Annotated in this window: 21 protein-coding genes and 1 pseudogene; 11 read left to right on the top strand and 11 right to left on the bottom strand. The window is 70.7% G+C overall.

The genetic code is table 11. The features are described from left to right. The first annotated feature begins 54 nt into the window (after positions 1-54). Positions 55-645: a TetR/AcrR family transcriptional regulator gene (locus tag H305_RS0120750; RefSeq protein ID WP_028802075.1), complete on the top strand. Its 591-nt coding sequence runs from the start codon at positions 55-57 to the stop codon at positions 643-645. A 25-nt stretch (positions 646-670) separates the two neighbouring features. Here the strand turns inward: H305_RS0120750 and H305_RS0120745 are convergent, their stop codons facing one another. The 3 genes from H305_RS0120745 to H305_RS0120735 all read right to left on the bottom strand — a co-directional run bounded on the left by H305_RS0120745 (position 671) and on the right by H305_RS0120735 (position 4,174). Beyond that, complete coding sequence (locus H305_RS0120745; RefSeq protein ID WP_028802074.1) at positions 671-1,273, bottom strand: GNAT family N-acetyltransferase; 603 nt, start codon at positions 1,271-1,273, stop codon at positions 671-673. 252 nt (positions 1,274-1,525) lie between these two features. Further along, positions 1,526-2,581, bottom strand: a complete 1,056-nt coding sequence (locus tag H305_RS0120740; protein ID WP_234020989.1) for a family 2 encapsulin nanocompartment cargo protein polyprenyl transferase — start codon at positions 2,579-2,581, stop codon at positions 1,526-1,528. 186 nt (positions 2,582-2,767) lie between these two features. Beyond that, a complete protein-coding gene (locus H305_RS0120735; protein WP_028802072.1) occupies positions 2,768-4,174 on the bottom strand; it encodes a family 2B encapsulin nanocompartment shell protein in 1,407 nt (468 codons plus the stop codon). 193 nt (positions 4,175-4,367) lie between these two features. Between H305_RS0120735 and H305_RS0120730 the strand changes: the two genes are divergently transcribed. From H305_RS0120730 to H305_RS0120720, 3 genes are all read left to right on the top strand, one after another. Next, the gene (locus H305_RS0120730; protein WP_028802071.1) at positions 4,368-4,601 is read left to right on the top strand and encodes a hypothetical protein; all 234 of its coding nucleotides are present in this window, start codon (positions 4,368-4,370) and stop codon (positions 4,599-4,601) included. Positions 4,602-4,841: 240 nt separating this feature from the next. Then, complete coding sequence (locus H305_RS0120725) at positions 4,842-5,432, top strand: N-acetylmuramoyl-L-alanine amidase (RefSeq protein ID WP_028802070.1); 591 nt, start codon at positions 4,842-4,844, stop codon at positions 5,430-5,432. A 198-nt stretch (positions 5,433-5,630) separates the two neighbouring features. Beyond that, a complete protein-coding gene (locus H305_RS0120720) occupies positions 5,631-6,581 on the top strand; it encodes a 1-aminocyclopropane-1-carboxylate deaminase/D-cysteine desulfhydrase (RefSeq protein ID WP_078629150.1) in 951 nt (316 codons plus the stop codon). Positions 6,582-6,620: 39 nt separating this feature from the next. Here the strand turns inward: H305_RS0120720 and H305_RS0120715 are convergent, their stop codons facing one another. Continuing rightward, positions 6,621-8,216: a Na+/H+ antiporter gene (locus H305_RS0120715; protein WP_028802068.1), complete on the bottom strand. Its 1,596-nt coding sequence runs from the start codon at positions 8,214-8,216 to the stop codon at positions 6,621-6,623. A gap of 62 nt (positions 8,217-8,278) precedes the next feature. Here H305_RS0120715 and H305_RS0120710 point away from each other — a divergent pair, with 62 nt between their 5' ends. From H305_RS0120710 to H305_RS0120700, 3 genes are all read left to right on the top strand, one after another. After that, the gene (locus H305_RS0120710; protein ID WP_028802067.1) at positions 8,279-8,539 is read left to right on the top strand and encodes a UBP-type zinc finger domain-containing protein; all 261 of its coding nucleotides are present in this window, start codon (positions 8,279-8,281) and stop codon (positions 8,537-8,539) included. 297 nt (positions 8,540-8,836) lie between these two features. Beyond that, positions 8,837-9,250: an anti-sigma regulatory factor gene (locus H305_RS0120705; RefSeq protein WP_028802066.1), complete on the top strand. Its 414-nt coding sequence runs from the start codon at positions 8,837-8,839 to the stop codon at positions 9,248-9,250. Next, complete coding sequence (locus tag H305_RS0120700; RefSeq protein WP_078629149.1) at positions 9,247-10,395, top strand: RNA polymerase sigma factor SigF; 1,149 nt, start codon at positions 9,247-9,249, stop codon at positions 10,393-10,395. The genes H305_RS0120705 and H305_RS0120700 overlap by 4 nt, the downstream gene beginning before the upstream one ends. 598 nt (positions 10,396-10,993) lie before the next feature. Here the strand turns inward: H305_RS0120700 and H305_RS0120695 are convergent. Beyond that, on the bottom strand, positions 10,994-11,449 hold the full coding sequence (locus tag H305_RS0120695; protein WP_037764803.1) for a hypothetical protein: 456 nt from the start codon (positions 11,447-11,449) through the stop codon (positions 10,994-10,996). Between the two features lie 150 nt (positions 11,450-11,599). Between H305_RS0120695 and H305_RS0120690 the strand changes: the two genes are divergently transcribed. Both H305_RS0120690 and H305_RS0120685 read left to right on the top strand, forming a co-directional pair. Continuing rightward, a complete protein-coding gene (locus tag H305_RS0120690) occupies positions 11,600-12,568 on the top strand; it encodes a diacylglycerol/lipid kinase family protein (RefSeq protein ID WP_028802063.1) in 969 nt (322 codons plus the stop codon). Between the two features lie 319 nt (positions 12,569-12,887). Continuing rightward, positions 12,888-13,145, top strand: a complete 258-nt coding sequence (locus tag H305_RS0120685; protein ID WP_016639615.1) for a WhiB family transcriptional regulator — start codon at positions 12,888-12,890, stop codon at positions 13,143-13,145. 230 nt (positions 13,146-13,375) lie between these two features. Here H305_RS0120685 and H305_RS0120680 read toward each other — a convergent pair whose 3' ends face one another. Next, complete coding sequence (locus H305_RS0120680; protein ID WP_028802062.1) at positions 13,376-14,842, bottom strand: sensor histidine kinase; 1,467 nt, start codon at positions 14,840-14,842, stop codon at positions 13,376-13,378. Between the two features lie 406 nt (positions 14,843-15,248). Continuing rightward, a pseudogene (locus tag H305_RS50810) lies at positions 15,249-15,504 on the bottom strand (TetR/AcrR family transcriptional regulator); the annotation flags it as partial. A gap of 408 nt (positions 15,505-15,912) precedes the next feature. Between H305_RS50810 and nagB the strand changes: the two are divergent. Beyond that, positions 15,913-16,698, top strand: coding sequence for a glucosamine-6-phosphate deaminase (gene nagB / locus H305_RS0120670; protein WP_028802060.1), 786 nt, complete (start codon positions 15,913-15,915; stop codon positions 16,696-16,698). 301 nt (positions 16,699-16,999) lie between these two features. Here nagB and H305_RS0120665 read toward each other — a convergent pair whose 3' ends face one another. The 4 genes from H305_RS0120665 to H305_RS0120650 all read right to left on the bottom strand — a co-directional run bounded on the left by H305_RS0120665 (position 17,000) and on the right by H305_RS0120650 (position 21,796). Next, a complete protein-coding gene (locus H305_RS0120665; protein ID WP_028802059.1) occupies positions 17,000-18,514 on the bottom strand; it encodes a glycoside hydrolase family 3 protein in 1,515 nt (504 codons plus the stop codon). Between the two features lie 9 nt (positions 18,515-18,523). Then, positions 18,524-19,408 (bottom strand): carbohydrate ABC transporter permease, encoded by an 885-nt coding sequence (locus H305_RS0120660; protein WP_028802058.1) that lies wholly within the window; start codon positions 19,406-19,408, stop codon positions 18,524-18,526. Beyond that, on the bottom strand, positions 19,405-20,391 hold the full coding sequence (locus tag H305_RS0120655) for a carbohydrate ABC transporter permease (protein ID WP_028802057.1): 987 nt from the start codon (positions 20,389-20,391) through the stop codon (positions 19,405-19,407). The genes H305_RS0120660 and H305_RS0120655 overlap by 4 nt, the downstream gene beginning before the upstream one ends. A gap of 118 nt (positions 20,392-20,509) precedes the next feature. Continuing rightward, entirely contained in the window at positions 20,510-21,796 is a 1,287-nt protein-coding gene (locus H305_RS0120650) for an extracellular solute-binding protein (RefSeq protein WP_028802056.1), read from the bottom strand. A 437-nt stretch (positions 21,797-22,233) separates the two neighbouring features. On the opposite strand from H305_RS0120650, the gene H305_RS0120645 reads away from it, so the two are divergent. Further along, positions 22,234-22,998, top strand: a complete 765-nt coding sequence (locus H305_RS0120645; protein WP_028802055.1) for a GntR family transcriptional regulator — start codon at positions 22,234-22,236, stop codon at positions 22,996-22,998. Positions 22,999-23,023: the final 25 nt, after the last annotated feature.

The following is a 23,023-nucleotide window of genomic DNA, read 5'->3' as shown; positions in this document are numbered from 1 at the left end:
AGTTATAGTGCTTCATCTGTAGTGGTTACAAGGGGATTCCCGGAGGACGTCCATATGGCAAGGAACCCGGAGCGCAGGGCCGCCCTCGTCGACGCGGCCGTGGCGGTGCTGGCGCGCGAGGGGGCGCGCGGGCTGACGTTCCGTGCCGTGGACGGTGAGGCCGCCGTGCCGGTGGGGACCGCGTCGAACTACTTCACCGACCGGGACGACCTGCTGAACCAGGTCGACGCCCACCTCCACACGCGCCTCGCCCCCGACCCGGCGGTGTTCGCCGAACTGCTCACCAGACCGAAGGACCGCTCGCTGGTGCTGGAGTTCATGCGGGACCTGCTGGCCCGCGCCACCGGCGACCGCACGGGCTACCTGGCCCTGTTCGAGATGCGTCTGGAGGCCACCCGCCGCCCCGCTCTGCGGGCCTCGTACACCGAGTCGGTGCGCGGCGACCTGGAACAGGGCATGGCGTTCCACCGGGCGGCGGGGCTGCCCGGCGGCGACGAGACCGTGACGGTGCTCTACCTGGCCGTGCTCGGGCTGCTCCTGGAGCAGCTGACCCTGCCCGGTGTCCTGGACGGGGTGCTGCCGGGTGTCACCGTCCCGGACGAGCTGCTGGAACGGATCGTGGCGACGATCGTGCCCGAGGCCTGAGGCCTCAGGCCTGACAACTGACGCCTCAGGCCTGAGGCTCGCGCCACATGGGCCACATCTGCGGCCCGTCCGGCAGGTCGAGCGGGCGGCCCTCGAGGGCGAACCCGAGCCGCTCGTACAACGCGCGGCTGCGCGCGCTGCTCGCCTCCAGATACGCGGGCAGGCCCTCCCGGTCGCAGCGGTCGAGAACCGACCGGATCAGCGTCGTACCGAGTCCTTCGCCCTGCCGTTCCGGTGCCACGGCGATCATCCACAGATACTCGTGGGCGCGGCCCGCGGGGTGGATGTCCGCCGTCAGCCGGCCGATCTGCTCGACGCGTTCGTTGCCCGGGTCGACGGCCTCGCGCAGCTGCGCCGGACCGTCCTCGTCCGCGTCTCCCTCGCCGTGGTCACCGGCGGGGACGGACAGCCACAGGGCGCAGGCCGTGCCGTCCTCGGCCAGGTCCACCCGGCCCTCGGCCAGCACGGCGTCGAGGAAGGCGGCCATCAACTTGTGGTGCGTCGCACGGCGGTCCGCCTCGTCCGGGAAGACCCAGCCGCTGACCGGATCGTCCTGGAAGGCCTCGTCCAGCAGCCGGACGACCAGCTCTCTGTCGCCCTCGTCCGCCGCCCGGATCGCCACGCCCATGTCCCGCCCCGCCCTTCGCCCCAACTCACGTTGATCGTATGGCCGTTGCAGCCTAGTCGGTCTCCGCGGAGGGCGGGCACCGGAGGCCACGCACCGGGGGTGACGAAAGGGGGCGGCTCCCGCACACCGTGGGGATGTGCGGGACCCGCCCCGTCCGGGGCCCGGCGCCGTACGGAGGTCAGGTGCCGTACGGAACCGGGCCCCGGGGCCTGGGGCCGGCGCGCGGGCCGGACGACCGGCGCGCCGCTCCGGTCAGTTGCTGCGCCGCGTGACGAACTCCGCCAGCGCGAGGAGGCCGCCCGCCGCCTCCGGGTCCGGGATCGCCCGGGACAGCTCGTGCATCGCCCGGGCCATCCGGTCGGCCGCCTGGACCTGCGCCCAGTCACGGCCGCCCGCCCGCTCGACGGCCAGCACCGTGCGCTCCAGCTCCCCCGCGTCTCCTTCCCCGTACGGCACTCCGTACAACTCGGCCAGTTCGTCCGCCGCCGTGGTCCCCGAACCGAGCGCGGCGACCACGGGCAGGGACTTCTTGCGGGCGATGAGGTCCGCACCGGCCGGTTTGCCGGTGCGGCTCGGGTCCCCCCAGATCCCGATCACGTCGTCGATCAGCTGGAAGGCGAGCCCGGCCGCACGGCCGAACGCGTCCAGCGCCGCGACGTCCTCCTCGTCCGCCCCCGCGTAGAGCGCACCGACCGCGCAGGCGCAGCCGATCAGCGCTCCCGTCTTGGCCTCGGCCATGACCAGGCAGTCGTCGAGGGTGACCTCGTCCGGGCCCAGCTTCTCCATGGCCGTGTCCGCCTGCTGGCCCGCGCACAGCTCGACGACGCAGGCGGCGAGCCGGGCGGCGGCCGCCGAGGACGCCGGATGCGGGTCCTCGGCGAGCAGCTGCTGGGCCAGCGCCTGGAGCGCGTCGCCCGCCAGGATCGCGTCGGCGTCACCGAACACGGTCCATGCGGTGGGACGGTGCCTGCGGGTGGTGTCCCGGTCCATGACGTCGTCGTGCAGCAGCGTGAAGTTGTGGACCAGCTCCACTGCCGCCGCGGCCCGCACGGCCGCACTGTGCCGCCCGCCGAGCGCCCTGACCGCGGCGAGCACGAGCGCGGGCCGGATCGCCTTGCCCGCGTTGCCCGCCGCCGGGGTGCCGTCCGCGTGCTCCCAGCCGAAGTGGTACAGAGCTACCCGGCGCATGGAGCCGGGCAGCGTGTCGATCGCCCTGCGCAGCTCGGGGTCGACGGACGCCCGCGCGCGCTCCAGGATGCCCGCCGCCTCCTGCCCGTCGAGCGGACCCGGCGGGGCCTGTGTGTCCATGGGCCTCCCGGTGGGGCTCCGCCTTTCCAGGATCTCGGTCGGGCCCTGCTTCGTGTCCGTCATGAACTCACCCATGGGACCGCCTCGGAAGGTCTGCGGACGGTGGCTCTCCGCGGCTGCCGGGCGCGCGCCCCCTCGCGCACCCGCCCCAAAGGACGGGGACACGGCGCACGGCGTGCGGTGACGTCACCGCCAGCGGCCGATCTCGACGTTCTCCAGGATGCCGAGGGCGTCCGGCACGAGGACGGCGGCGGAGTAGTACGCCGTCACCAGGTAGGAGATGACCGCCTGTTCGTTGATGCCCATGAAGCGCACCGACAGGCTCGGCTCGATCTCGTCCGGGATGCCCGACTGCTGGAGGCCGATCACGCCCTGCTCGGCCTCGCCCGTACGCATGGCGATGATCGAGGTCGTACGGGTGTCGCTGACCGGGATCTTGTTGCACGGGAAGATCGGCACCCCGCGCCAGGTCGGGATGCGGTTGCCCGCCATCTCGACGGTCTCCGGGACCAGACCGCGCTTGTTGAGCTCGCGTCCGAACGCGGAGATCGCGCGGGGGTGCGCCAGAAACAGCTTGGTGCCGCGCCGTCGGCTGAGCAGCTCGTCGAGGTCGTCGGGCCCGGGTACGCCGTCGTGCGGCTGCAGCCGCTGGTCGTACTCGCAGTTGTTGAGCAGTCCGAACTCCCTGTTGTTGATGAGCTCGTGCTCCTGGCGCTCCTTCAACGCCTCGACGGTGAGCCGGAGCTGCTGCTCGGTCTGGTTCATGGGCTGGTTGTAGAGGTCGGCCACACGCGTGTGCAGGCGCAGCACGGTCTGGGCGATGCTCAGTTCGTACTCGCGCGGCGCCGCCTCGTAGTCCACGAAGGTGCCGGGGATGTCGGGCTCGCCGGTGTGGCCCGCCGCGAGGTCGATCTCCTTCTCGCCGTACTTGTTGGTGCGCTGCGCCGGAATGGAGCGCAGGCTCTGGAGATGGTCGCGCAGGGAGTCGGCGCGCTCCGCGACCTGTTCGAGGTCCTGGCGGGGCAGGGTGAGCACGGTGACCGAGGTGACCGCGCGAGCCGTGTACTCCCAGATCGCGTCCGGGTCGATGAGCGCCTGCTCGCCGAAGTAGGCGCCGTCGGCGAGGACACCGAGGACCGCGTCGTCCCCGTAGGGACCGGTGCCGATCTTCTCGACCCTGCCGTGCGCCAGCAGGAACACCGCGTCGGCCTGGCTGCCGAACGAGGCGAGCACCTCGCCCGGTGCGAACTCCCGCTGCCGGCAGCGCTGGGCGAGCTCGCCCAGTACTTCCTGGTCCTCGAACGACCTCAGCACGGACAGCTCGCCGAGCTCCGCCGGGACGACCTCGACCCGGTCGCCGGTCTTCACGAACGTCACGCGGCCGTCGCCCACGGAGTAGCTGAGCCGCCGGTTGACTCGGTACGTGCCACCCTGCACGTTCACCCACGGAAGCATGCGCAGCAGCCAGCGGGAGCTGATCTCCTGCATCTGGGGTGCGGACTTGGTGGTGGTGGCCAGGTTCCGCGCGGCGGATGTGCCGAGGCTCTGCTGCGGCTTGCCCTGCTGCGGGCGGACCTCTTCGCCTACCGACATGAAAATTGCCCTCCCGGTCGTGCATGCACTGATCTGCGCGGACCAGCCTTCCATCACGGAGCGTGCCGGTGCTATTACACGAATGAGGGGGAATGGATCACCGGCGAGTGGGCATTGGCCGCGATTCTGTCCAGGGAACTCCAAGATCCGGCCAACCGTTTGACCCAGCGACGGACAACGAAGGGAGACGGCAGTGGCAGGCTTCCTGGACCGCGCCAAGGAACAGGCGCAGCGCGGCCTCACACAGGGCAAGCAGAAGCTCGACGAGGTGCAGGCGCAGCGCGCCGGCGGCGACCTCCTGAAGAGGCTCGGCGCGGCGTATTACGCGGAGCGGCGCGGCAGCGGCACCCCCGAGGCGACCCAGCAGGCCCTCCAGGCCCTGGAGAGTCACATCGCCGCGCACGGGGACGCTTTCCTGCACTCCTGAGCGGCCCGGCCGGATTTCACGGTCCCGGCGGCCACCGGCCCAGCCGTTCGGCGGTCCGCCGGGCCGGTGAAGTGGCCCACCCGGCCGCACGATCCACCGGTTCCACCGCTTCCGTCCCGCATGTCCGGATCGGCTCGCACGCTGTGCGAACGAGTAGTACCGGCCACCCTGTCGCGGGTACAAGCTGCGGTACGAGACGGCCACGAGAGGTGGCCGCCGTGCAGCACGAAGGAGGCGGCCGTGGCCCCACCCATGTCCGCGCGTACTTTCCTGGACCGGCTCAGGGACGCAGGCGTCACCGTCGTCGAGGTCGGCGACTGGGAGCATCACAACCGCAACCACAAGGGCCCGTGGGGCCCGGTGCACGGCGTGATGATCCATCACACGGTGACCTCCGGCAGCGAGCGCACCGTCGAGATCTGCCGCAAGGGTCACTCGGAACTGCCCGGGCCGCTGTGCCACGGCGTCATCACCAAGGACGGAGTCGTCCACCTCGTCGGCTACGGACGCGCCAACCACGCGGGCCTGGGCGACGACGACGTCCTGCGGGCGGTGATCGCGGAGAAGGCGCTCCCCCACGACAACGAGGCGAACACCGACGGCAACCGCCATTTCTACGGCTTCGAGTGCGAGAACCTCGGCGACGGGAAGGACCCGTGGTCCGAGGCGCAGCTGGAGGCCGTCGAGCGGGTCTCCGCCGCGATCTGCCGCCACCACGGCTGGACGGAACGCTCGGTCATCGGCCATCTCGAATGGCAGCCGGGCAAGACCGACCCGCGGGGCTTCACGATGCGATCCATCCGGGAGCGCATCCGTGACCGCCTGAAGTGACGGGGCGACCGCCGCCCGGACCGGCGGTGGGCGCGGGCGCTGAGGCCTCGCCCGGTTCCGCCGGCCACGCCGAGCGCCCGCTGCTTTCTGATCCGGCCACCGGGGGCACCAGCGCGGGCCGCGCATCCGCGAGGCGGTGGCGCCCTCTCCGTGAGCCCAGCCCGCGCCCGCTCCGGACACGTGTCCGACAATGGGCGGATGACCAGCCCCGACGTCCAGGACGCCGCCGGCGCCCCCGAGCCTCACGCCGCCGGGGCGGCCGGCCCCGACGTACTGCGGCCGCGGCTGCCGTCACCGCTGCTGGAGGCCGGGGACGAGCGGTTCGCGCGCCACGGCGTCCGGCTGCTGCTCAAGCGGGATGATCTGATCCATCCCGAGCTGGTCGGCAACAAGTGGCGCAAGCTGACCCCCAACCTGGAGGCGGCGGCGGGCCGCACGGTGGTCACCTTCGGCGGTGCGTACTCGAACCATCTGCGGGCCACGGCCGCGGCCGGCCGTCTCCTCGGCATCCCGACGCTCGGCGTGGTCCGCGGCCAGGAGCTGGCCGGACGCCCGCCCAACCCCTCGCTCGCCCGGTGCGTGGCCGACGGCATGCGTCTGCACTTCGTCGACAGACGCACGTACCGCGCCAAGGCGGAGCCGGAGACGCTGTCCGGAATCCTGCGCGCGGTGGAGGCCGAGGACGCGTACGTGGTGCCCGAGGGCGGAAGCAACTCCCCGGCCGTGCGCGGATGCCAGGAACTCGGCCGCGAGCTGGGCGACGCGGCCGACGTCGTCGCCGTCGCCTGCGGCACCGGCGGGACCCTCGCGGGCCTGGCCGCCGGACTCGCCCCCGGCCGCCGCGCCCTCGGCATCCCGGTCCTGAAGGGCGGCTTCCTGGACGCCGGCGTACTGGCCCTCCAGCAGGCCGCGTTCGGCGCCCGCCGTGGCCTGTGGTCCCTGGACGACCGCTTCCACTTCGGCGGCTACGCCCGCGCCACTCCAGAACTCGACGCCTTCGCCGAGGACTTCGAGGACCGGCACGGGCTGCCCGTCGAACGTCTCTATGTCGCCAAGATGCTGTACGGACTTGTCGCCCTGGCCGAGGAGGGCGCGTTCCCGCACGGCACGACCGTGGCCGCGGTGATCACCGGGGCGCCGCTTCCCTGACGATACGGCGCACCCGGACGGTGTCGGCGCACCGGCTTCCTACGCCGTCTCGCGGTAGGCCGCCGCCTCCTCCAGGTCGAGCCGGCGCAGCAGCGTGCGCAGCATCTCGTCGTCGATGAAGCGGAGGTCGCGCAGCTTCACGAAGACCTCGCGCTCGGCGCCGATCATCTCCCGGGACAGCCGCCGGTAGGTGTCGTCGGCCGACTCGCCGGTCACCGGGTTGACCGCGCCGAGCCGCTCCCAGACGGCATTGCGACGGTGCTCCATGACACCGCGCAGCCGGTCGGCGAGGGGCGGCGGCAGGGCGTTGCGCTCGTCGGTGAGCAGGTCGTCGAGGCGCTGCTCGGCGGCCCGGGACGCCTGGGCCTGCGCGTTGGCCTCGGCGAGCGTCTCGGCCTGGACGTCGCGGCCCGGCAGCTTCAGGAGGCGGATCAGCGGCGGCAGGGTCAGTCCCTGCACGACCAGCGTCCCGATGACCGTCGTGAAGGTCAGGAACAGGATCAGGTTGCGGTCGGGAAAGACCTCGCCGCCGTGGACGGTGAGCGGGATCGAGAAGGCGATGGCCAGCGAGACCACGCCGCGCATGCCGGCCCAGCCGATGATGAAGGGGCCCTTCCAGGTGGGGTTGTCCTCGCGCTTCCTGATCCGCGCGGACAACAGCCGGGGCAGGAACGTCGCCGGGTACACCCACACGAACCGCGCCGCGACCACCACCAGGAAGACGGCGACCGCGTACCAGGCGGCGCTCGTGCCCTCGTACTGTCCGAGCCCCTTGAGGACGACCGGCAACTGGAGTCCGATCAGCGCGAACACCGCCGACTCCAGGACGAACGCGACCATCTTCCACACGGCCTCCTCCTGGAGCCGCGTCGCGAAGTCCACCTCCCAGGCACGGTGCCCCAGGTAGAGGGCGACGACCACCACCGCGAGCACACCGGAGGCCTTCAGCTGCTCGGCGACCCCGTACGCGACGAAGGGGATCAACAGGGACAGAGTGTTCTGGAGCAGTGCCTCCTTGATGTGGGTGCGCAGCCAGTGGATCGGGATCATCAGGACGAGACCGACGGCCACACCGCCGACCGCCGCGATCAGGAACTCACGGATGCCGCCCGCCCACGTCGCGCCCTCGCCGATCGCGGCCGCGATCGCCACCTTGTACGCGGTGATCGCGGTCGCGTCGTTCACCAGGGACTCGCCCTGCAGGATGGTGGTGGTCCGCGAGGGCAGGCCCACGCGCCGCGCGACCGCCGTCGCGGCGACCGCGTCCGGGGGCGCGACCACCGCGCCCAGGACGAGCGCCGCGGTCAGCGGCAGGCTCGGCACGATCAGGTACGCGGCCCAGCCGACCACGAGGGTCGCGAAGAGGACGTAGCCGACGGACAGCAGCGCGACGGGCCGCAGTTGCGCCCTCAGGTCGAGGTACGAGCTGTCGGTGGCCGCCGTGTACAGCAGCGGGGGCAGCACCAGCGGCAGCACGACCTCGGGGTCGAGTTCGTAGACGGGTACTCCCGGGATGTACGAGAAGACCAGGCCCGCCGCGACGAGCAGGAGCGGCGCGGGCACCGGTGTGCGGCGAGCCGCCCCGGCGACCGCGGCACTTCCCGCGACCAGCAACAGCAGTGGCAAAACGTGCATCGTCTTTCCGCCCGCCCTCGTTTTCGCGCGACTTCCCGCACACCCGACGTAACCTGGCAATCATGAAACAGTGCACGCACGCCGAAGCGCTGCCGCACCCCGAACCCCAGCCCCTCAGCGAGACGTGCCTGGAGTGCCTCGCGGCCGGCACGCACCCGGTGCAGCTTCGCCTGTGCCTGGAGTGCGGGCACCTCGGCTGCTGCGACTCCTCTCCGCTGCAACACGCGACGGAGCACTTCAAGACCACCGGGCATTCGATCATGCGCACCTTCGAGCTCGGGGAGAACTGGCGTTGGTGCTTCGTCGACCACGTACTCGTATGACACGACGCATGCATACTGGAACAGCCCGCGGATCGCATACGCGTGTGACCGGCGATCCGGACGGTTCGACCGTCTGACGCCTGGGTACGTCAACCCGGCGCGCGCTCTTCCTAATTGGGCCCGCAGACCCCTAGCCACTGTCCGTACTCGTAGGCTTACTATGAGTGACAGCAAGGGGCGGGGTCCCCAGGACAGGACACTTGGGAGCGCGGTAGCGTCACGGCTGAACGACATAGCGCGTTACCCGGGGGGCGACCCTCGGCCCCCGAAAGAGCTTGTACCACCATGGAGGTGAGGGTGTCCCAGATCGCAGGCGAGCCCGCGACGAAGGACTTCGTGGAAGTCCGGCTGCCGGCCGCGGGTGCCTACCTGTCGGTGCTGCGTACGGCCACGGCCGGGCTCGCGGCCCGTTTGGACTTCACCCTCGACGAGATCGAGGACCTGCGCATCGCGGTGGACGAGGCCTGCGCGATCCTGCTGCAACAGGCCGTCCCCGGCTCGGTGCTCAGCTGCGTCTTCCGGCTCATCGACGACTCGCTGGAGGTGACGGTCTCCGCGCCGACCACCGACGGTCACGCTCCGTCACGGGACACCTTCGCCTGGACCGTCCTCTCGGCGCTAGCGGGCAAGGTCGACTCCTCCGTCGCCGAGGACAAGACCGTTTCGATCAGCCTCTACAAACAGCGCGGCGCGGGACCCGGGCCGGCGTGAGGAACGGGGACGGGCCGGTGCGGGACGAAGAGCGCGGCACACGGGAACTTCCGGCCGGGCGCGTCGAAGGCCTCGACGGGCCGCGGCGGACGGCGGACGGCGTCGACGGCATTCCCGAGCAGGCCCGGCCGCATCCGGAGGACGGCGCCTCACCGGTCGTCGCACAGGCCGCGGCAGAACCGCGGACCGACGAGGACGAACGGGAGGAGCTCTCCGGCCGGGGCGATGGACAACGGGATCCGGAGGGTGCCGCGCTGAGCACGTCCTCGGGAGGGCGGCGGCTGGTGACGGGCGGGACTATGAGCGAGCACGAGCGACACGACAAACCAGGGGCACACAGCGTGCAGGGCGCGCAGCACGGGCCGAGCGCCCAGCACATCGAGCACGACCCTCAGGACCGCAGCGGTGCACGGGCGATGTTCGTCGAGCTGCGCAAGCTCAAGGAGGGCAGCGCCGAGTACGCGGAGCTGCGCAACCAGCTCGTCCGCATGCACCTCCCGCTCGTGGAGCATCTCGCCCGCCGCTTCCGCAATCGCGGCGAGCCCCTGGACGACCTGACGCAGGTCGCCACCATCGGCCTGATCAAGTCGGTCGACCGCTTCGACCCCGAGCGCGGCGTCGAGTTCTCGACGTACGCGACGCCGACGGTCGTCGGCGAGATCAAGCGGCACTTCCGCGACAAGGGCTGGGCGGTCCGCGTCCCGCGCCGCCTCCAGGAGCTGCGGCTGGCGCTGACCACGGCGACCGCGGAGCTCTCGCAGCTGCACGGCCGCTCCCCCACGGTCCACGAGCTGGCCGAGAAGCTCGCGATCTCCGAGGAAGAGGTGCTGGAGGGCCTGGAGTCCGCCAACGCCTACTCGACGCTGTCCCTGGACGTGCCCGACACGGACGACGAGTCGCCGGCCGTCGCGGACACCCTGGGCGCCGAGGACGAGGCGCTGGAGGGCGTCGAGTACCGCGAGTCCCTCAAGCCGCTGCTCGAAGATCTGCCGCCGCGGGAGAAGCGCATCCTGCTCCTCCGTTTCTTCGGGAACATGACGCAGTCGCAGATCGCCCAGGAGGTCGGCATCTCCCAGATGCACGTGTCACGGCTGCTGGCCCGCACCCTGGCCCAGCTGCGGGAGAAGCTCCTCGTCGAGGAGTGAGCCGGCCCCGGCCGACCCCTTCCGCCCCGCGCGACATTCCCGCGCAGCCGGCCTCATGGGAGACCTCCGCGCCGCCGGCCCTGCGGGACCGATCCCCCACGCCGCTGCGCCACCAGCTCCGCGCGACCGCTCCGCGCCGACCGGCCACCCCGGTCTGACGGACACCTCCGCGGCCACCCCGGTCCGACCGGACGATTCAGCGCCCCACCGGGCGTTACCGGTCCGGTCCGCTCGGGTCCCGCGCACCGACCGGTCACCTCCGGTCTCATCGGGACCCACCACCGGGCCCTTCCGGTCCCACCGAGTCACCGCGACCGGTCACGACCGGCCACGTCCGGTCCGGCCGGCACGCCCTCGGCCGCTTCCGGACCCACCGGACACGTCGCCGGACACCTCCCGCACCGGCTGAACACCTCCGCGCGCGCCCGGGTCCCGCACACCGACCGGTCACATCGCGTCCCGCGACGGAACCACCCAGTGGCACATGTCCGCCGACCCGGTCGGCATACGCATCCCGACCGATCGCTTCCGGTCCCACGACCGCCTCGGCCCTGGACGGAGGCCGGCTACGGACCCGGTCGGCCGGCGCCCGGGCCGGTCACTTCTGGTCGGGCGCTTCGGCGCCGGGCCCTCGGATGCCGAGGGCCTTCGTCGTCTCCGGGTTCAGCAACAGCACCAGGCCCACGATCGCGACGACCGCCAGCGCGATGCCGCCCGGGATCGCGACGCTGTCGGCCTGGAGCAGGGTGTAGGCCACGGGCAGCGACAGGATCTGGGTGATGAGCGCCGGGCCCCGGCTCCAGGAGCGGCGCAGCAGCAGTCCGCGCGCCGCCAGCAGGGGCAGCAGGGCCAGCACGATGAGCGTGACGCCGCCGGTGATGGCCTGCCCTCGGCTGTCCGGGCTGCCCGTGAGACCCCGGACGAGCACGTACACGCCGCCCGCGACGAGGGCGAGGCCCTCCAGCGCGGCCAGCGCCGCCGCGGCGGTAAGTCGCGCGGGGCGGGGTTCCGCGGCGGGGGCGTGCGAAGTGGTGGGGTTCTGCTCAGCGCTCACCCCTGAAGGGTAGCCGTCGGCGATGCGGCGGCCCGGGCGCGGGGGACCGCGCCGGAGGGGGTCCGACGTGCGCAGGCTCACGCTGCGATCTCTTACCCGATCCCTACCTCGCTCTGGGCCCGGTACCCCCCAGTAGGTACGCTGCAACCCATGCGTGCACTTCTCGTCGTCAATCCGGCAGCAACCACCACCAGTGCGCGCACGCGCGACGTGTTGATCCACGCGCTCGCCAGCGAGATGAAGCTGGAGGCGGTCACCACCGAGTACCGCGGGCACGCCCGGGATCTCGGCCGGCAGGCCGCGGAGAGCGAGGACATAGACCTGGTCGTGGCCCTCGGCGGCGACGGCACGGTCAACGAGGTCGTGAACGGACTGCTCCACGACGGCCCCGCCCCGGAGCGGTTGCCCGGCTTCGCGGTGGTCCCGGGCGGCTCCACCAACGTCTTCGCCCGCGCACTCGGCCTGCCCAACGACGCGGTGGAGGCGACCGGCGCCCTGCTGGACGCGCTGCGCGAGAGCCGTGAGCGCACGGTCGGCCTGGGTCTCGCCTCGGGCACTCCCGGCACGGAGGACGAAGCCGTGCCGTCCCGCTGGTTCACCTTCTGCGCCGGGCTCGGGTTCGACGCGGGGGTGGTCGGGCGCGTCGAGCAGCAGCGCGAGCGCGGCAAGCGCTCCACCCATGCGCTGTATCTCCGCCAGGTGATGCGCCAGTTTCTGGACGAACCGCACCGCCGGCACGGGACGATCACACTGGAGCGCCCCGGCGTGGACCCGGTGACCGATCTGGTCCTGTCCATCATCTGCAACACCTCGCCGTGGACGTTTCTCGGTAATCGTCCGGTGTACGCCTCGCCTAAGGCTTCGTTCGATACCGGTCTCGACGTACTCGGTCTCAGCCGCATGTCGACGGCCTCGGTTGCCCGGTATGCCACACAGTTGCTCACTTCGTCCCCCGAGCGTGGCCCCCATGGCAAGCATGCTGTCTCCCTGCACGACTTGACAGACTTCACCTTGCATTCGAAGGTCCCGCTGCCCCTCCAGATGGACGGTGACCACCTGGGGCTGCGAACAAGCGTGACGTTCACAGGCGTACGCCGTGCACTGCGTGTGATTGTGTGAGTAGAAGAGGCCAAAGTCCTTTCACTCGAACGTTTAGGCCAGGATCCACCCCATGGAAGTACGGCTGTGACCTAGTCGACACCGAGGAATCAAAAAAAACTTTCCGGAAGGGGTTGTATCCGCCGCTGAGGTTTGCGAGTCTCTACGTGGCGATCGGGACGGCCCGCAACATCGGCCCCACAGAGAGCCAGAACCCCTCCTCAAATCACAGGACCACGTCAGGGCAACCTGGCAGTCGGCCCTTCACTTGTTGAGGGATTCGTGAAAGCGTTCACATTCACAAGCAACTTGCATGTAATACCAAGGAGAGGTAGCAGCCATGGACTGGCGTCACAACGCCGTTTGCCGCGAGGAAGACCCCGAGCTCTTCTTCCCCATCGGCAACACCGGTCCTGCGCTGCTGCAGATCGAGGAAGCCAAGGCCGTCTGCCGCCGCTGCCCCGTCATGGAGCAGTGCCTGCAGTGGGCGCTCGAGTCCGGCCAGGACTCCGGCGTCTGGGGTGGCCTCAGCGAGGACGAGCGCCGTGCCATGAAGCGTCGCGCCGCCCGCAACCGGGCCCGTCAGGCCTCCGCCTGACACCCCACCCCGCACGAGCCTGAGCTTGGCGGCGCGTACAGCGAGTACGCATCTCCCGCCCCCGAGCCGCAGCGCGCAGTACCCCCGATGCGCATTTGAGCAACGAGCTTTCGGCCCCGGATCACCTGGTGATCCGGGGCTCATTGCTGTTTGCGACCGCGTGGATTGCTCCACCGCCCCGCTTGCCGGGTGCAGGGCGAACCGCTCCCGGCCGAGCCGGCCGGGAGCGACTACTTGTGGCCCCGCACCGGGATGTCCAGGATCACCTGCGTGCCGCGTTCCGGGGCCGCCACCATGTCGAAGGTGCCGCCCAACTCGCCCTCCACCAGCGTCCGTACGATCTGCAGGCCGAGGTTGCCCGAACGGTGCGGGTCGAAGTCCTCGGGCAGGCCCACCCCGTCGTCCTGGACCGTGACCAGCAGTCGGGCCTCCTTGCTGGTGCCGCCGCGCACCGCGGAGACCTCGACGGTGCCCCGGTCGCCCTCGCGGAAGCCGTGCTCCAGCGCGTTCTGCAGGATCTCCGTGAGGACCATCGACAGCGGGGTCGCGACCTCGGCGTCCAGGATTCCGAAGCGGCCGGTGCGCCGTCCGGTGACCTTGCCGGGCGAGATCTCCGCGACCATGGCGAGCACCCGGTCCGCGATCTCGTCGAACTCCACACGCTCGTCCAGATTCTGAGAGAGCGTCTCATGCACGATCGCAATCGAACCGACTCGGCGCACGGCCTCCTCCAGTGCCTCACGGCCCCGGTCCGACTCGATGCGACGGGCCTGCAGCCGCAGCAGCGCCGCCACGGTCTGGAGGTTGTTCTTCACCCGGTGGTGGATCTCCCGGATGGTCGCGTCCTTGGTGATCAACTCGCGCTCGCGGCGCCGCAGTTCGGTGACGTCGCGGAGCAGGACGAGGGAGCCGACCCGGGTGCCCTTGGGCTTGAGCGGGATGGCGCGCAGCTGGATCACGCCGTCGTTGCTCTCGATCTCGAACTCGCGGGGCGCCCAGCCGCTGGCGACCTTGGACAGCGCCTCGTCCACCGGGCCCCGGGACGGAGCCAGTTCGGCGGTGGTCACGCCGAGGTTGTGCCCCACGAGGTCGGAGGCCAGGCCGAGGCGGTGGTAGGCCGACAGCGCGTTCGGTGAGGCGTACTGGACGATGCCGTCCGCGTCGAGCCTGATCAGCCCGTCGCCCACCCGCGGGGAGGCGTCCATGTCGACCTGCTGGTCGGGGAACGGGAACGTGCCCGCGGCGATCATCTGCGCCAGGTCGGAGGCGCTCTGGAGATACGTCAGCTCCAGCCGGCTCGGGGTGCGCACCGTGAGCAGATTGGTGTTGCGCGCGATGACGCCGAGGACGCGCCCCTCACGCCGTACGGGAATGGACTCGACCCGTACCGGGACCTCTTCGCGCCACTCGGGGTCGCCCTCGCGCACGATCCGGCCCTCGTCGAGCGCGGCGTCCAGCATGGGCCGGCGGCCGCGCGGGACGAGGTGGCCGACCATGTCGTCCTGGTACGAGGTGGGGCCGGTGTTGGGCCGCATCTGGGCGACGGAGACGTAGCGGGTGCCGTCCCGCGTGGGAACCCACAGCACGAGGTCGGCGAAGGAGAGGTCGGAGAGCAACTGCCACTCGGAGACCAGCAGGTGCAGCCACTCGAGATCGGAGTCACCGAGAGCGGTGTGCTGGCGTACGAGGTCGTTCATGGAGGGCACGTGTGCGAGCGTACCCGGCGGATGCGCGATGCCTCGAAAACGGGCGCCTCGGTGCTCGTACGGCGGCCTCGGAGGACCCCGGAGACACCCGCGGGCCGCGGCGCCTGGGAGGGACCCTCAACCCTCCCGGCACCGCAGCCCGGAGCAACAACGGCCGCGGGGTGTGCGGTCCCGGTCGGCCGAAGAGAGGACCCGGTGCAGTCAGGGCAGAGAGCGCCGGCTCCTCGGTCCGCCTTCCTGTGCGGGGAAGACGGAGGTTTGTTCAGTCGCACCATCATTGTGGACTAGACCATGCTGCCGCGTCCATGCTCCTGCGTCCGCATGCCGTCTGTCCATGCGTCGGCAGCTGTTCGCCCTTGTCTGTTTATCCAACATGCAGCACTGTCCATCACGCAGACTAACCCGCTTCGGTTCGTGAACGGGCCGGATTGGCCGATGAATCGGGCCAGACGGTCATGGCGAGCGCGGCGAGAGCCTCCAGCTGCTCCCTCGTGGCGCCGTCACGGGCCTGCTGCGACCTGCCCTGAACGGATCGCGCCGGTGTGCCGGGCGAGCGCGGCGGCGTCGGTTTCGGCGGGCGGCTCGCCCGCGGCGATGCCCGCCTTCATACGACTCTCGAACGCGGCGATGTTCGCGTTGCGCCGCTCACGCAGGTCCCGACGAAGCGCGGCGAGCGGGAGGCGACCTGCCTGCCGCATCCTGGATCCGCGGCGCGCCCGTGTCGAGGAGCCGGCGCATCACGTTGGGCCGCCCGGCCATCTCACGGGCCATGATCCGGCCGGGACGGTCGCCCTGGGATTCCGGGGGCGTGGCGGTCATGGCGCCTCCTCGTGGAGTCGGTGTGCGGCTCCCGCCGCACTCCCGGGAGCGGGGGCACGCGCGTCTGGGCGGAGGTGGTGCGAACGGGAGCGGACATGTCCGGTTGAGGGCGGAGGTGTCCGGGTGCGTTCTCCGGGGCGACGTGAGGCGGGGCCTCTGCTAGATTGGTCTATACCACATGTGTCCCCTTTCGGGTTCCGGTTGAGTCCCCTGAGTCCCCTCTCCAGATCGGCAGGCCCAGCGTGGAAGTTGTCATCGTCCCGGACGCCAAGGCGGGCGGCGAGCTGATCGCCGAAGCCATGGCCGAGCTGCTCCGTCGCAAGCCCGACGCCCTGCTCGGCGTGGCCACCGGCTCGACCCCGCTGCCCATCTACGAGGCGCTGGCGGCCAAGGTGGGCTCCGGTGCCGTGGACGCCTCGCGGGCGCGGATCGCGCAGCTCGACGAGTACGTGGGACTGCCGGCCGAGCACCCCGAGTCGTACCGTTCGGTGCTCCGCCGCGAGGTGCTGGAGCCGCTGGGTCTCAGCATGGACGCGTTCATGGGTCCGGACGGCACCGCCGCGGACGTGCAGGCCGCGTGCGAGGCGTACGACAAGGCGCTGGCGTCGGCCGGCGGGGTCGACCTCCAGCTCCTCGGGATCGGCACGGACGGGCACATCGGGTTCAACGAGCCGTGTTCCTCGCTCGCCTCGCGGACCCGGATCAAGACGCTGACCGAGCAGACCCGGGTCGACAACGCCCGGTTCTTCGAGGGCGACATCGAGCAGGTCCCGCACCACGTGATCACCCAGGGCATCGGCACGATCCTGGAGGCACGGCACCTGGTGCTGCTCGCGACGGGCGAGGGCAAGGCGGACGCGGTGGCCGCGACGGTCGAGGGACCGGTGGCCGCGGTGTGCCCGGCGTCCGCGTTGCAGCTCCACCCGCACGCGACCGTCGTCGTGGACGAGGCGGCCGCCTCCAAGCTGAAGCTCGCGGACTACTTCCGGCACACCTTCGCCAACAAGCCCGACTGGCAGGGGATCTAGGCTCCGCCGCCGAGCGGATCGCGACGGCACGGGGTCCGGCACGGCTCGCCTGCTCTCTCCCGTCCTTGCGCTGCCGGTGCAGGCGGGCCTCCGGCCGCCGCGCCGTCCGCCCGTGCCGTCGCCGTCGCAGTTGCCGGTGCCGTCGCCGATGCCGACTGTTCGCGGCCGGTCGGTGCGAGGTGGATCGCACGTAAGCGTCGGCACCACGCCGTCCACGGCAAGGCGCTTTCCCACGGGCGTGCACACGAAGGCGCCGGGTGCTCCTCCCCCGAGGGCACCCGGCGCCTTCGCACGTCGCGGGTCACGCCCCGACGACGACCTCCGCCGCCGCCTGGCCGCACACGCGCGCCGCGCCGTGGGTGGCGATGTGCAGGGCGCCCCGGGGCGCGGCCTGGGGTACGCCCATCTCCACGACAACGGTGTCGGCGCGGGCGGCGAGCAGGACGTCGAGGGCGCCCGCCATCCATGGGTGACGGTGCTCGTCGCGCACGACGGCGACGATGCGGCGGGGTCCCGCGGCCTCGAGGGCGGCGAGGCCCGCGCCCTCACCGGTGAAGCTGCCCGTCTCGGTCCCGGGAAGCAGCCGGGCCAGCTCCGCGGCCACACCCCAGGGGGTCTCGTCACCGACGGCGATGTTCGCGACCGGGGTGAGAGCGGCGACGTACGGGGGCTCGGTGAGCGGGGCGTACGCCTCGGAATGGGTGACCGTGAGGGCGCGGCGGGCGGCGATCAGGCCGATCCCGGCCCGTTCCGCCGTGCCCGCGGCTGCCGCCTCGCGCGCGGCGGCGGCCGTCCAGCCGGACAGCGCCCGCACCCGGGCGGCGGCGTCGGCGAGCCTCTCCTCGGGGAGGTCACCGCTGCGGACCGCCGCGACGAGGGCGTCGCGGAGGCGGCACACGGTCTCGTCGTCGGCGAGTCCCCCGCCCACGCAGATCGCGTCGGCGCCGGCCGCGATGGCGAGGACGCTGCCGCGTTCGATGCCGTACGTCGCCGCGATGGCCTGCATCTCCATGCCGTCGGTGACGATGAGGCCCTCGTAGCCCAGTTCCTCGCGGAGCAGGCCCGTGAGGATGTGGCGGGACAGGGTGGCGGGCCGGTCAGGGTCCAGCGCCGGGACGAGGATGTGCGCGCTCATCACGGCCCGGGTGCCCGCGGTGATCGCGGCGCGGAACGGGGCGAGTTCACGGGACTGGAGCACGTCGAGCCCGGCGTCGATGCGCGGCAGCGCGTGGTGCGAGTCGACGGCCGTGTCGCCGTGTCCCGGGAAGTGCTTGGTGCAGGCCGCGACGCCGGCGGACTGAAGTCCGGTGACGTAGGCGGCCGTGTGCCGGGACACCAGGTCGGTGTCGGCGCCGAAGGACCGTACGCCGATGACCGGGTTGTCCGGGTTGGAGTTGACGTCCGCGGACGGCGCCCAGTTGAGGTTCACCCCGCAGGCGGCCAGGCGGCGGCCGAGTTCGCGGGCGACGTCCCGGGTGAGCGCGACGTCGTCCACCGCCCCGAGCGCGTGGTTCCCGGGGAAGGAGGAACCGGTGCGCACCTCCAGGCGGGTGACGTCGCCGCCCTCCTCGTCGATGGCGACGAGGACGTCGTCGCGCTCCGCGCGCAACTGGGCGGTCAGGGAGGCCAGTTGTTCAGGCGAGGCGATGTTGCGGCCGAACAGGCCGACCGAGGCGAGGCCCTCACCGAGGCGGCGGAGCAGCCAGTCGGGGGCCGTGGTGCCCGTGAAGCCGGGCTGGAGGACGGTCAGGGCGTCGCGTGTCGGACCGTCCTGGGCCGAATTGGACGCGGTGGTACCACTGGCGAGTGTCGTCATCGGGTGGCGTTATCCCTTCACGGCGCCCGCGGTCAGCCCCGCGGCCATCTTGCGCTGGACGATGAGGAACAGGACGACGATCGGCACGGCCATCATCGTGGAACCGGCCATCATCGGGGCGTATTCGGTGCCGTGCTTGGTGGTGAAGTTGCCGAGCCAGACGGTGGCCGTCTGGTTCTTCTGGCTCATCAGCATGAGGGCGTAGATGTACTCGTTCCACGCCTGGATGAACCCGTACACGGACGTGGCAACCATGCCGGGGGCGAGGAGCGGGAAGACGACGCGGACGAAGGCGCCCGTGCGGCTGCAGCCGTCGACCATGGCCGCTTCCTCCAGCTCCCTCGGGATGTTGACGATGAAGCCGCGCAGCGTCCAGACCGTGAACGGGAGGACGAAGGTCAGGTACGTGATGATCAGGCCGGAGAGCTTGTCGTACTGGTCGAGGTCGTTCAGCAGCAGGAAGACCGGGATGATCATGGCGACCAGCGGGACCATCTGGACGGCGAGGATGCCGACGATCACGATCTTCCGGCCGCGGAAGGCGAAGCGGGAGATGGCGAGTGCGGCGAGCAGGCCGACGGCGACACCGATCACGACCACCGCCACGGAGACGATCAGGCTGCGGCCCACCGGTCCCCAGAAGTCGGCGATGTCGAGGGCGCGACGGAAGTTGTCGAGCGTGAGCCCGGTGGGCAGCAGGCTCGGATCGGGGTCGATGGCGTCCTTGGCGGGCTTGAACGCGGTGTTCAGCATCCAGTAGACGGGGAAACCCGCGATGACGAAGACGAGAAGTCCGAGCAGGTTCCAGCCGGCCTTGGACTTGCGGGCCTTGCTGGGCCCGGAGCCCTCGCGCTGCGGGGAGGACGTACGTCCCGGGGTGGCGACGGCGCTCATTCGACCTCTCCGATCTTCAGCATCTGACGCATGTACACGGCCACCACGCCGAGCAGGAGCAACACGGTGAGCAGGGCGATCGCCGATCCCTGCGCGTAGTCGTTGACGACGAACGCGCGGTCGTAGGAGTAGGTGGTGAGCAGCTGGAACTCGGCCTCCGGGTGACCGCCGCGCATGACGAAGACCTGCGGGAAGACTCCCATGTCCCAGATGACGGAGAGCGTCGTGAGCATCACGACGATGGGCTTGAGGATCGGCAGCGTGACGTACCGGAAGACGCCCCAGGAGCCTGCCCCGTCGAGGCGTGCGGCCTCCTCCAGCTCCTTCGGCACCTGGGTCAGCCCCGCGCTGAGCGTGATGACGACGAACGGCACCGCGCCCCAGACCACCAGGAGCATGATCACGGCCAGCCCCTGCGGACCGCTCGCGAACCAGTTGTGGCCGATCATGTCGATGCCCGGCAGCTTGCTGAGCAGCGCGTTGAAGATGCCGTAGTCGGAGTCGAAGAGCCACTTGAAGACGGTGGTGGCCACGATGATCGGCATGCCCCAGCTGGCCACCAGCGCGATGTTGATGAGCGTCTTCACCCAGCCCGAGACCCGCTGGAGCAGCAGGGCGATCAGCATGCCGACGATCATCGTGAAGATGACGGACCCGGCCGCGAAGACGAACGTCCGGACGACCACGGCCCAGAACTCGCCGTCGCCGAGCACCTTGCTGAAGTTGTCGAAGCCGACCGACTCCGCGGGCTGGAAGCCCCACAGCTGGGACTGTCCGAACTTCTGGAAGGACAGCGTGACCAGGCGGACGAGCGGATAGCCCAGGACGAGCGCGAGGATCAGCAGACAGGGCGCGAGCAGCATCCAGGGGAGCGCGGCTCCACCCGGACTCCGCCGTGCTCGTGGCGCCTTCGGGACGGCTGGTGGCGGTGCCTGCCGCGGGGGCGGCACCTTGGCAGGGGTGGTCGTGTCTGCGGCACTCATCGCGCGCTCCTCAGCGGTCCCTCTGGTCGTACGTAAGCGGAGCCCCGCACGGCCGTGCCGTACGGAAGGCAGGGCCCCGCCCCTCCGTGGCGGAGGACCGCGGGGCCCTGCTCTCAGGTCACTTGGTGTTGATGACCTTGTCGATCGCGGCGTCCGCGTCCTTCGCGGCGGCCTCGACCGACTTCTTGCCGGTGCCGATGCTCTGCAGCATGGTCTGCAGGACCTGGGCCTTCTCGACCTGGCCCCAGCCCGGCGCCATCGGGACGAACCAGTTGGACTCGGCCGCGGTGGCCGGGACCTCCGTCTTCGGGTCGCTCTTCAGCGTCGCGAGGTCGGTCTTGTTGTTGGGCAGGTTGCCCTTGTCCATCAGGCCCTTCTGGCCCTTTGCGCCCGTGAAGGCGTTGATCCACTCGCCGGCGACGGCCTGCGCGTCGGACTTCACCGGTACGGCGAGGTCGGAGCCGCCGAGGAACACCGGGAGGTTCTTGCCGGACGGGCCGGGCATCACGAAGTTCTCGAGGTTGCCCTTGAGCTTGCCGGTCTTGTCGTTCTTCGGGTCCTCGGAGGTCGCGCCCTCCCAGGCGGCGCCGAAGATCATGCCGGACTTGCCCTGGCCGTAGACGATGTAGCGGTCGGACTCGTCCTTGGTCTTGTCGCCGTGCATGTACTTGTCGACGACGTTCTTGAACTCGGTGAGGCCCTTGATCGACTCGGGCGAGGAGAGGTTGGCCTTCCACTGGCCGCCCTCCTCCTTGGCGATGGAGCCGCCGGCGTCGTAGACGAAGGACATCGCGGCGTACCAGTCACGGGTGGGCTGGTACCAGGCGTTGAACTTGCTGCCCTCCTTCTTCTGGATCTTGTCCAGGGCGGAGGTGAGCTCCTTGTACGTCTTCGGCGCGCTCTTCACGCCGACGGAGGCGGCGAGATCCTTGCGCCAGTTGCCGACGCGGCCACCGGCGTAGTACGGCACGCCGTAGGTCTTGCCCTCGTAGGTGACGGAGGCCTTGAGGCCGTCCAGCCAGGCGTCCGAGTTCTCGAACTTGCTCGCGTCCAGGGGAGCGAAGGCGCCCTTGACCATGTAGCCGAGCATCTCGGTGTTGCCCATCTCGACGACGTCGGGGGCCTTGTCGGTGGCCAGGACCGCGTCGAGCTTGGTGTTCTTGTCCGGCCAGCCGTAGTACTCGTGGTTGATCTTGATGCCGGGGTGCTCGGCCTTGACGGCCGCGTCGGCGGCCTTGACCAGCTCGGGCCAGTTGTTCTGCGCGTCGACGGTGAGCCAGACGGTCAGCTCCTTGGCGTCCGCGCCCTTGTCCGACCCCCCGGACTTGTTGTCACTGTCCCCGCATGCCGCGATGGAGACCATCATGCCCGCGATACCGATCGCGGCTATCAGCTTGCGCTTCACGCCACCCTCCTCAGGGATGCCACAAACCCCCCTGCCTCCCCGCGGTGACATACGCCGTACCGCCCGTGGGGCCGGGACTGGACCAATGGTGTAGACCAGTACGGGGAGCTTGGCCTAGACCTAGGGGGGTGTCAAGACATTCGCGGGCACCCCGACCGTCCGTTATGGGACCTACATATGCAGGGACCTTTAACTAGCTAATCCGCATATCGGGCAGGGCTGTTCAAGCATTCGGCCCGGTACCCCGACCGGACCCACCCGCGCGCGGCACACGGGCCACGCGTCCGTGATGGACTAGACCAACAGGTGAGCCGACGGTATATAGAGGGGATCACGGAAGGTGCGGGGGGTACTCGCACATGAAGCCGTGCCACGATGTGAGCCGTGGCCGATGCGTAGGTCGGCCGCTTCGGCATCCGGAGCCGGGAAGGCAGAGCATGAGCACCGACGTCAGCAGTGCGGAGAACGAGGGTGGCGCGCCCATCCGTACCGCGCGCGTGCCCAAGTACTACCGCCTGAAGAAGCACCTGCTCGACATGACGGAGACCCTGCCGCCCGGCACGCCGGTACCGCCCGAGCGCACCCTCGCCGCCGAGTTCGACACCTCGCGCACCACCGTGCGGCAGGCCCTTCAGGAACTGGTCGTCGAGGGCCGCCTCGAGCGCATCCAGGGCAAGGGCACCTTCGTCGCCAAGCCGAAGGTCTCCCAGGCGCTCCAACTCACCTCGTACACCGAGGACATGCGAGCCCAGGGCCTCGAACCCACCTCGCAGCTCCTGGACATCGGCTACATCACTGCCGACGAGACGCTCGCCGGCCTGCTCGACATCTCGGCCGGCGGCCGGGTGCTGCGCATCGAGCGGCTGCGTCTGGCGAGCGGCGAGCCGATGGCGATCGAGACGACCCACCTGTCCGCGAAGCGCTTCCCCGCGCTGCGCAGGTCGCTGGTCAAGTACACCTCCCTCTACACCGCGCTCGCCGAGGTGTACGACGTCCATCTCGCCGAGGCCGAGGAGACCATCGAGACCTCGCTGGCCACCCCGCGCGAGGCAGGGCTGCTCGGCACCGACGTCGGCCTGCCCATGCTGATGCTCTCCCGTCACTCGCTCGACAAGCAGGGCGAGCCGGTGGAGTGGGTGCGTTCGGTGTACCGGGGCGACCGGTACAAGTTCGTGGCCCGCCTCAAGCGCCCCCAAGACTAGCCCGGGGCACCCGGCCGGCGGCACC

This window comes from Streptomyces sp. 142MFCol3.1 (assembly GCF_000424945.1).
Taxonomy (GTDB): domain Bacteria; phylum Actinomycetota; class Actinomycetes; order Streptomycetales; family Streptomycetaceae; genus Streptomyces; species Streptomyces siamensis.
This window is presented reverse-complemented; position numbering and strand designations above follow the sequence as displayed.

Coding starts and splice junctions, on each gene's coding strand:
- H305_RS0120745 (WP_028802074.1), bottom strand. CDS start 1,273: ATGGGCGTGGCGATCCGGGCGGCGGACGAGGGCGACAGAGAGCTGGTC.
- H305_RS0120710 (WP_028802067.1), top strand. CDS start 8,279: ATGAAACAGTGCACGCACGCCGAAGCGCTGCCGCACCCCGAACCCCAG.
- H305_RS0120690 (WP_028802063.1), top strand. CDS start 11,600: ATGCGTGCACTTCTCGTCGTCAATCCGGCAGCAACCACCACCAGTGCG.
- H305_RS0120685 (WP_016639615.1), top strand. CDS start 12,888: ATGGACTGGCGTCACAACGCCGTTTGCCGCGAGGAAGACCCCGAGCTC.
- H305_RS0120660 (WP_028802058.1), bottom strand. CDS start 19,408: ATGAGCGCCGTCGCCACCCCGGGACGTACGTCCTCCCCGCAGCGCGAG.
- H305_RS0120665 (WP_028802059.1), bottom strand. CDS start 18,514: ATGACGACACTCGCCAGTGGTACCACCGCGTCCAATTCGGCCCAGGAC.
- H305_RS0120735 (WP_028802072.1), bottom strand. CDS start 4,174: ATGTCGGTAGGCGAAGAGGTCCGCCCGCAGCAGGGCAAGCCGCAGCAG.
- H305_RS0120645 (WP_028802055.1), top strand. CDS start 22,234: ATGAGCACCGACGTCAGCAGTGCGGAGAACGAGGGTGGCGCGCCCATC.
- H305_RS0120740 (WP_234020989.1), bottom strand. CDS start 2,581: ATGGACACACAGGCCCCGCCGGGTCCGCTCGACGGGCAGGAGGCGGCG.
- H305_RS0120750 (WP_028802075.1), top strand. CDS start 55: ATGGCAAGGAACCCGGAGCGCAGGGCCGCCCTCGTCGACGCGGCCGTG.
- H305_RS0120715 (WP_028802068.1), bottom strand. CDS start 8,216: ATGCACGTTTTGCCACTGCTGTTGCTGGTCGCGGGAAGTGCCGCGGTC.
- H305_RS0120680 (WP_028802062.1), bottom strand. CDS start 14,842: ATGAACGACCTCGTACGCCAGCACACCGCTCTCGGTGACTCCGATCTC.
- H305_RS0120655 (WP_028802057.1), bottom strand. CDS start 20,391: ATGAGTGCCGCAGACACGACCACCCCTGCCAAGGTGCCGCCCCCGCGG.
- H305_RS0120720 (WP_078629150.1), top strand. CDS start 5,631: ATGACCAGCCCCGACGTCCAGGACGCCGCCGGCGCCCCCGAGCCTCAC.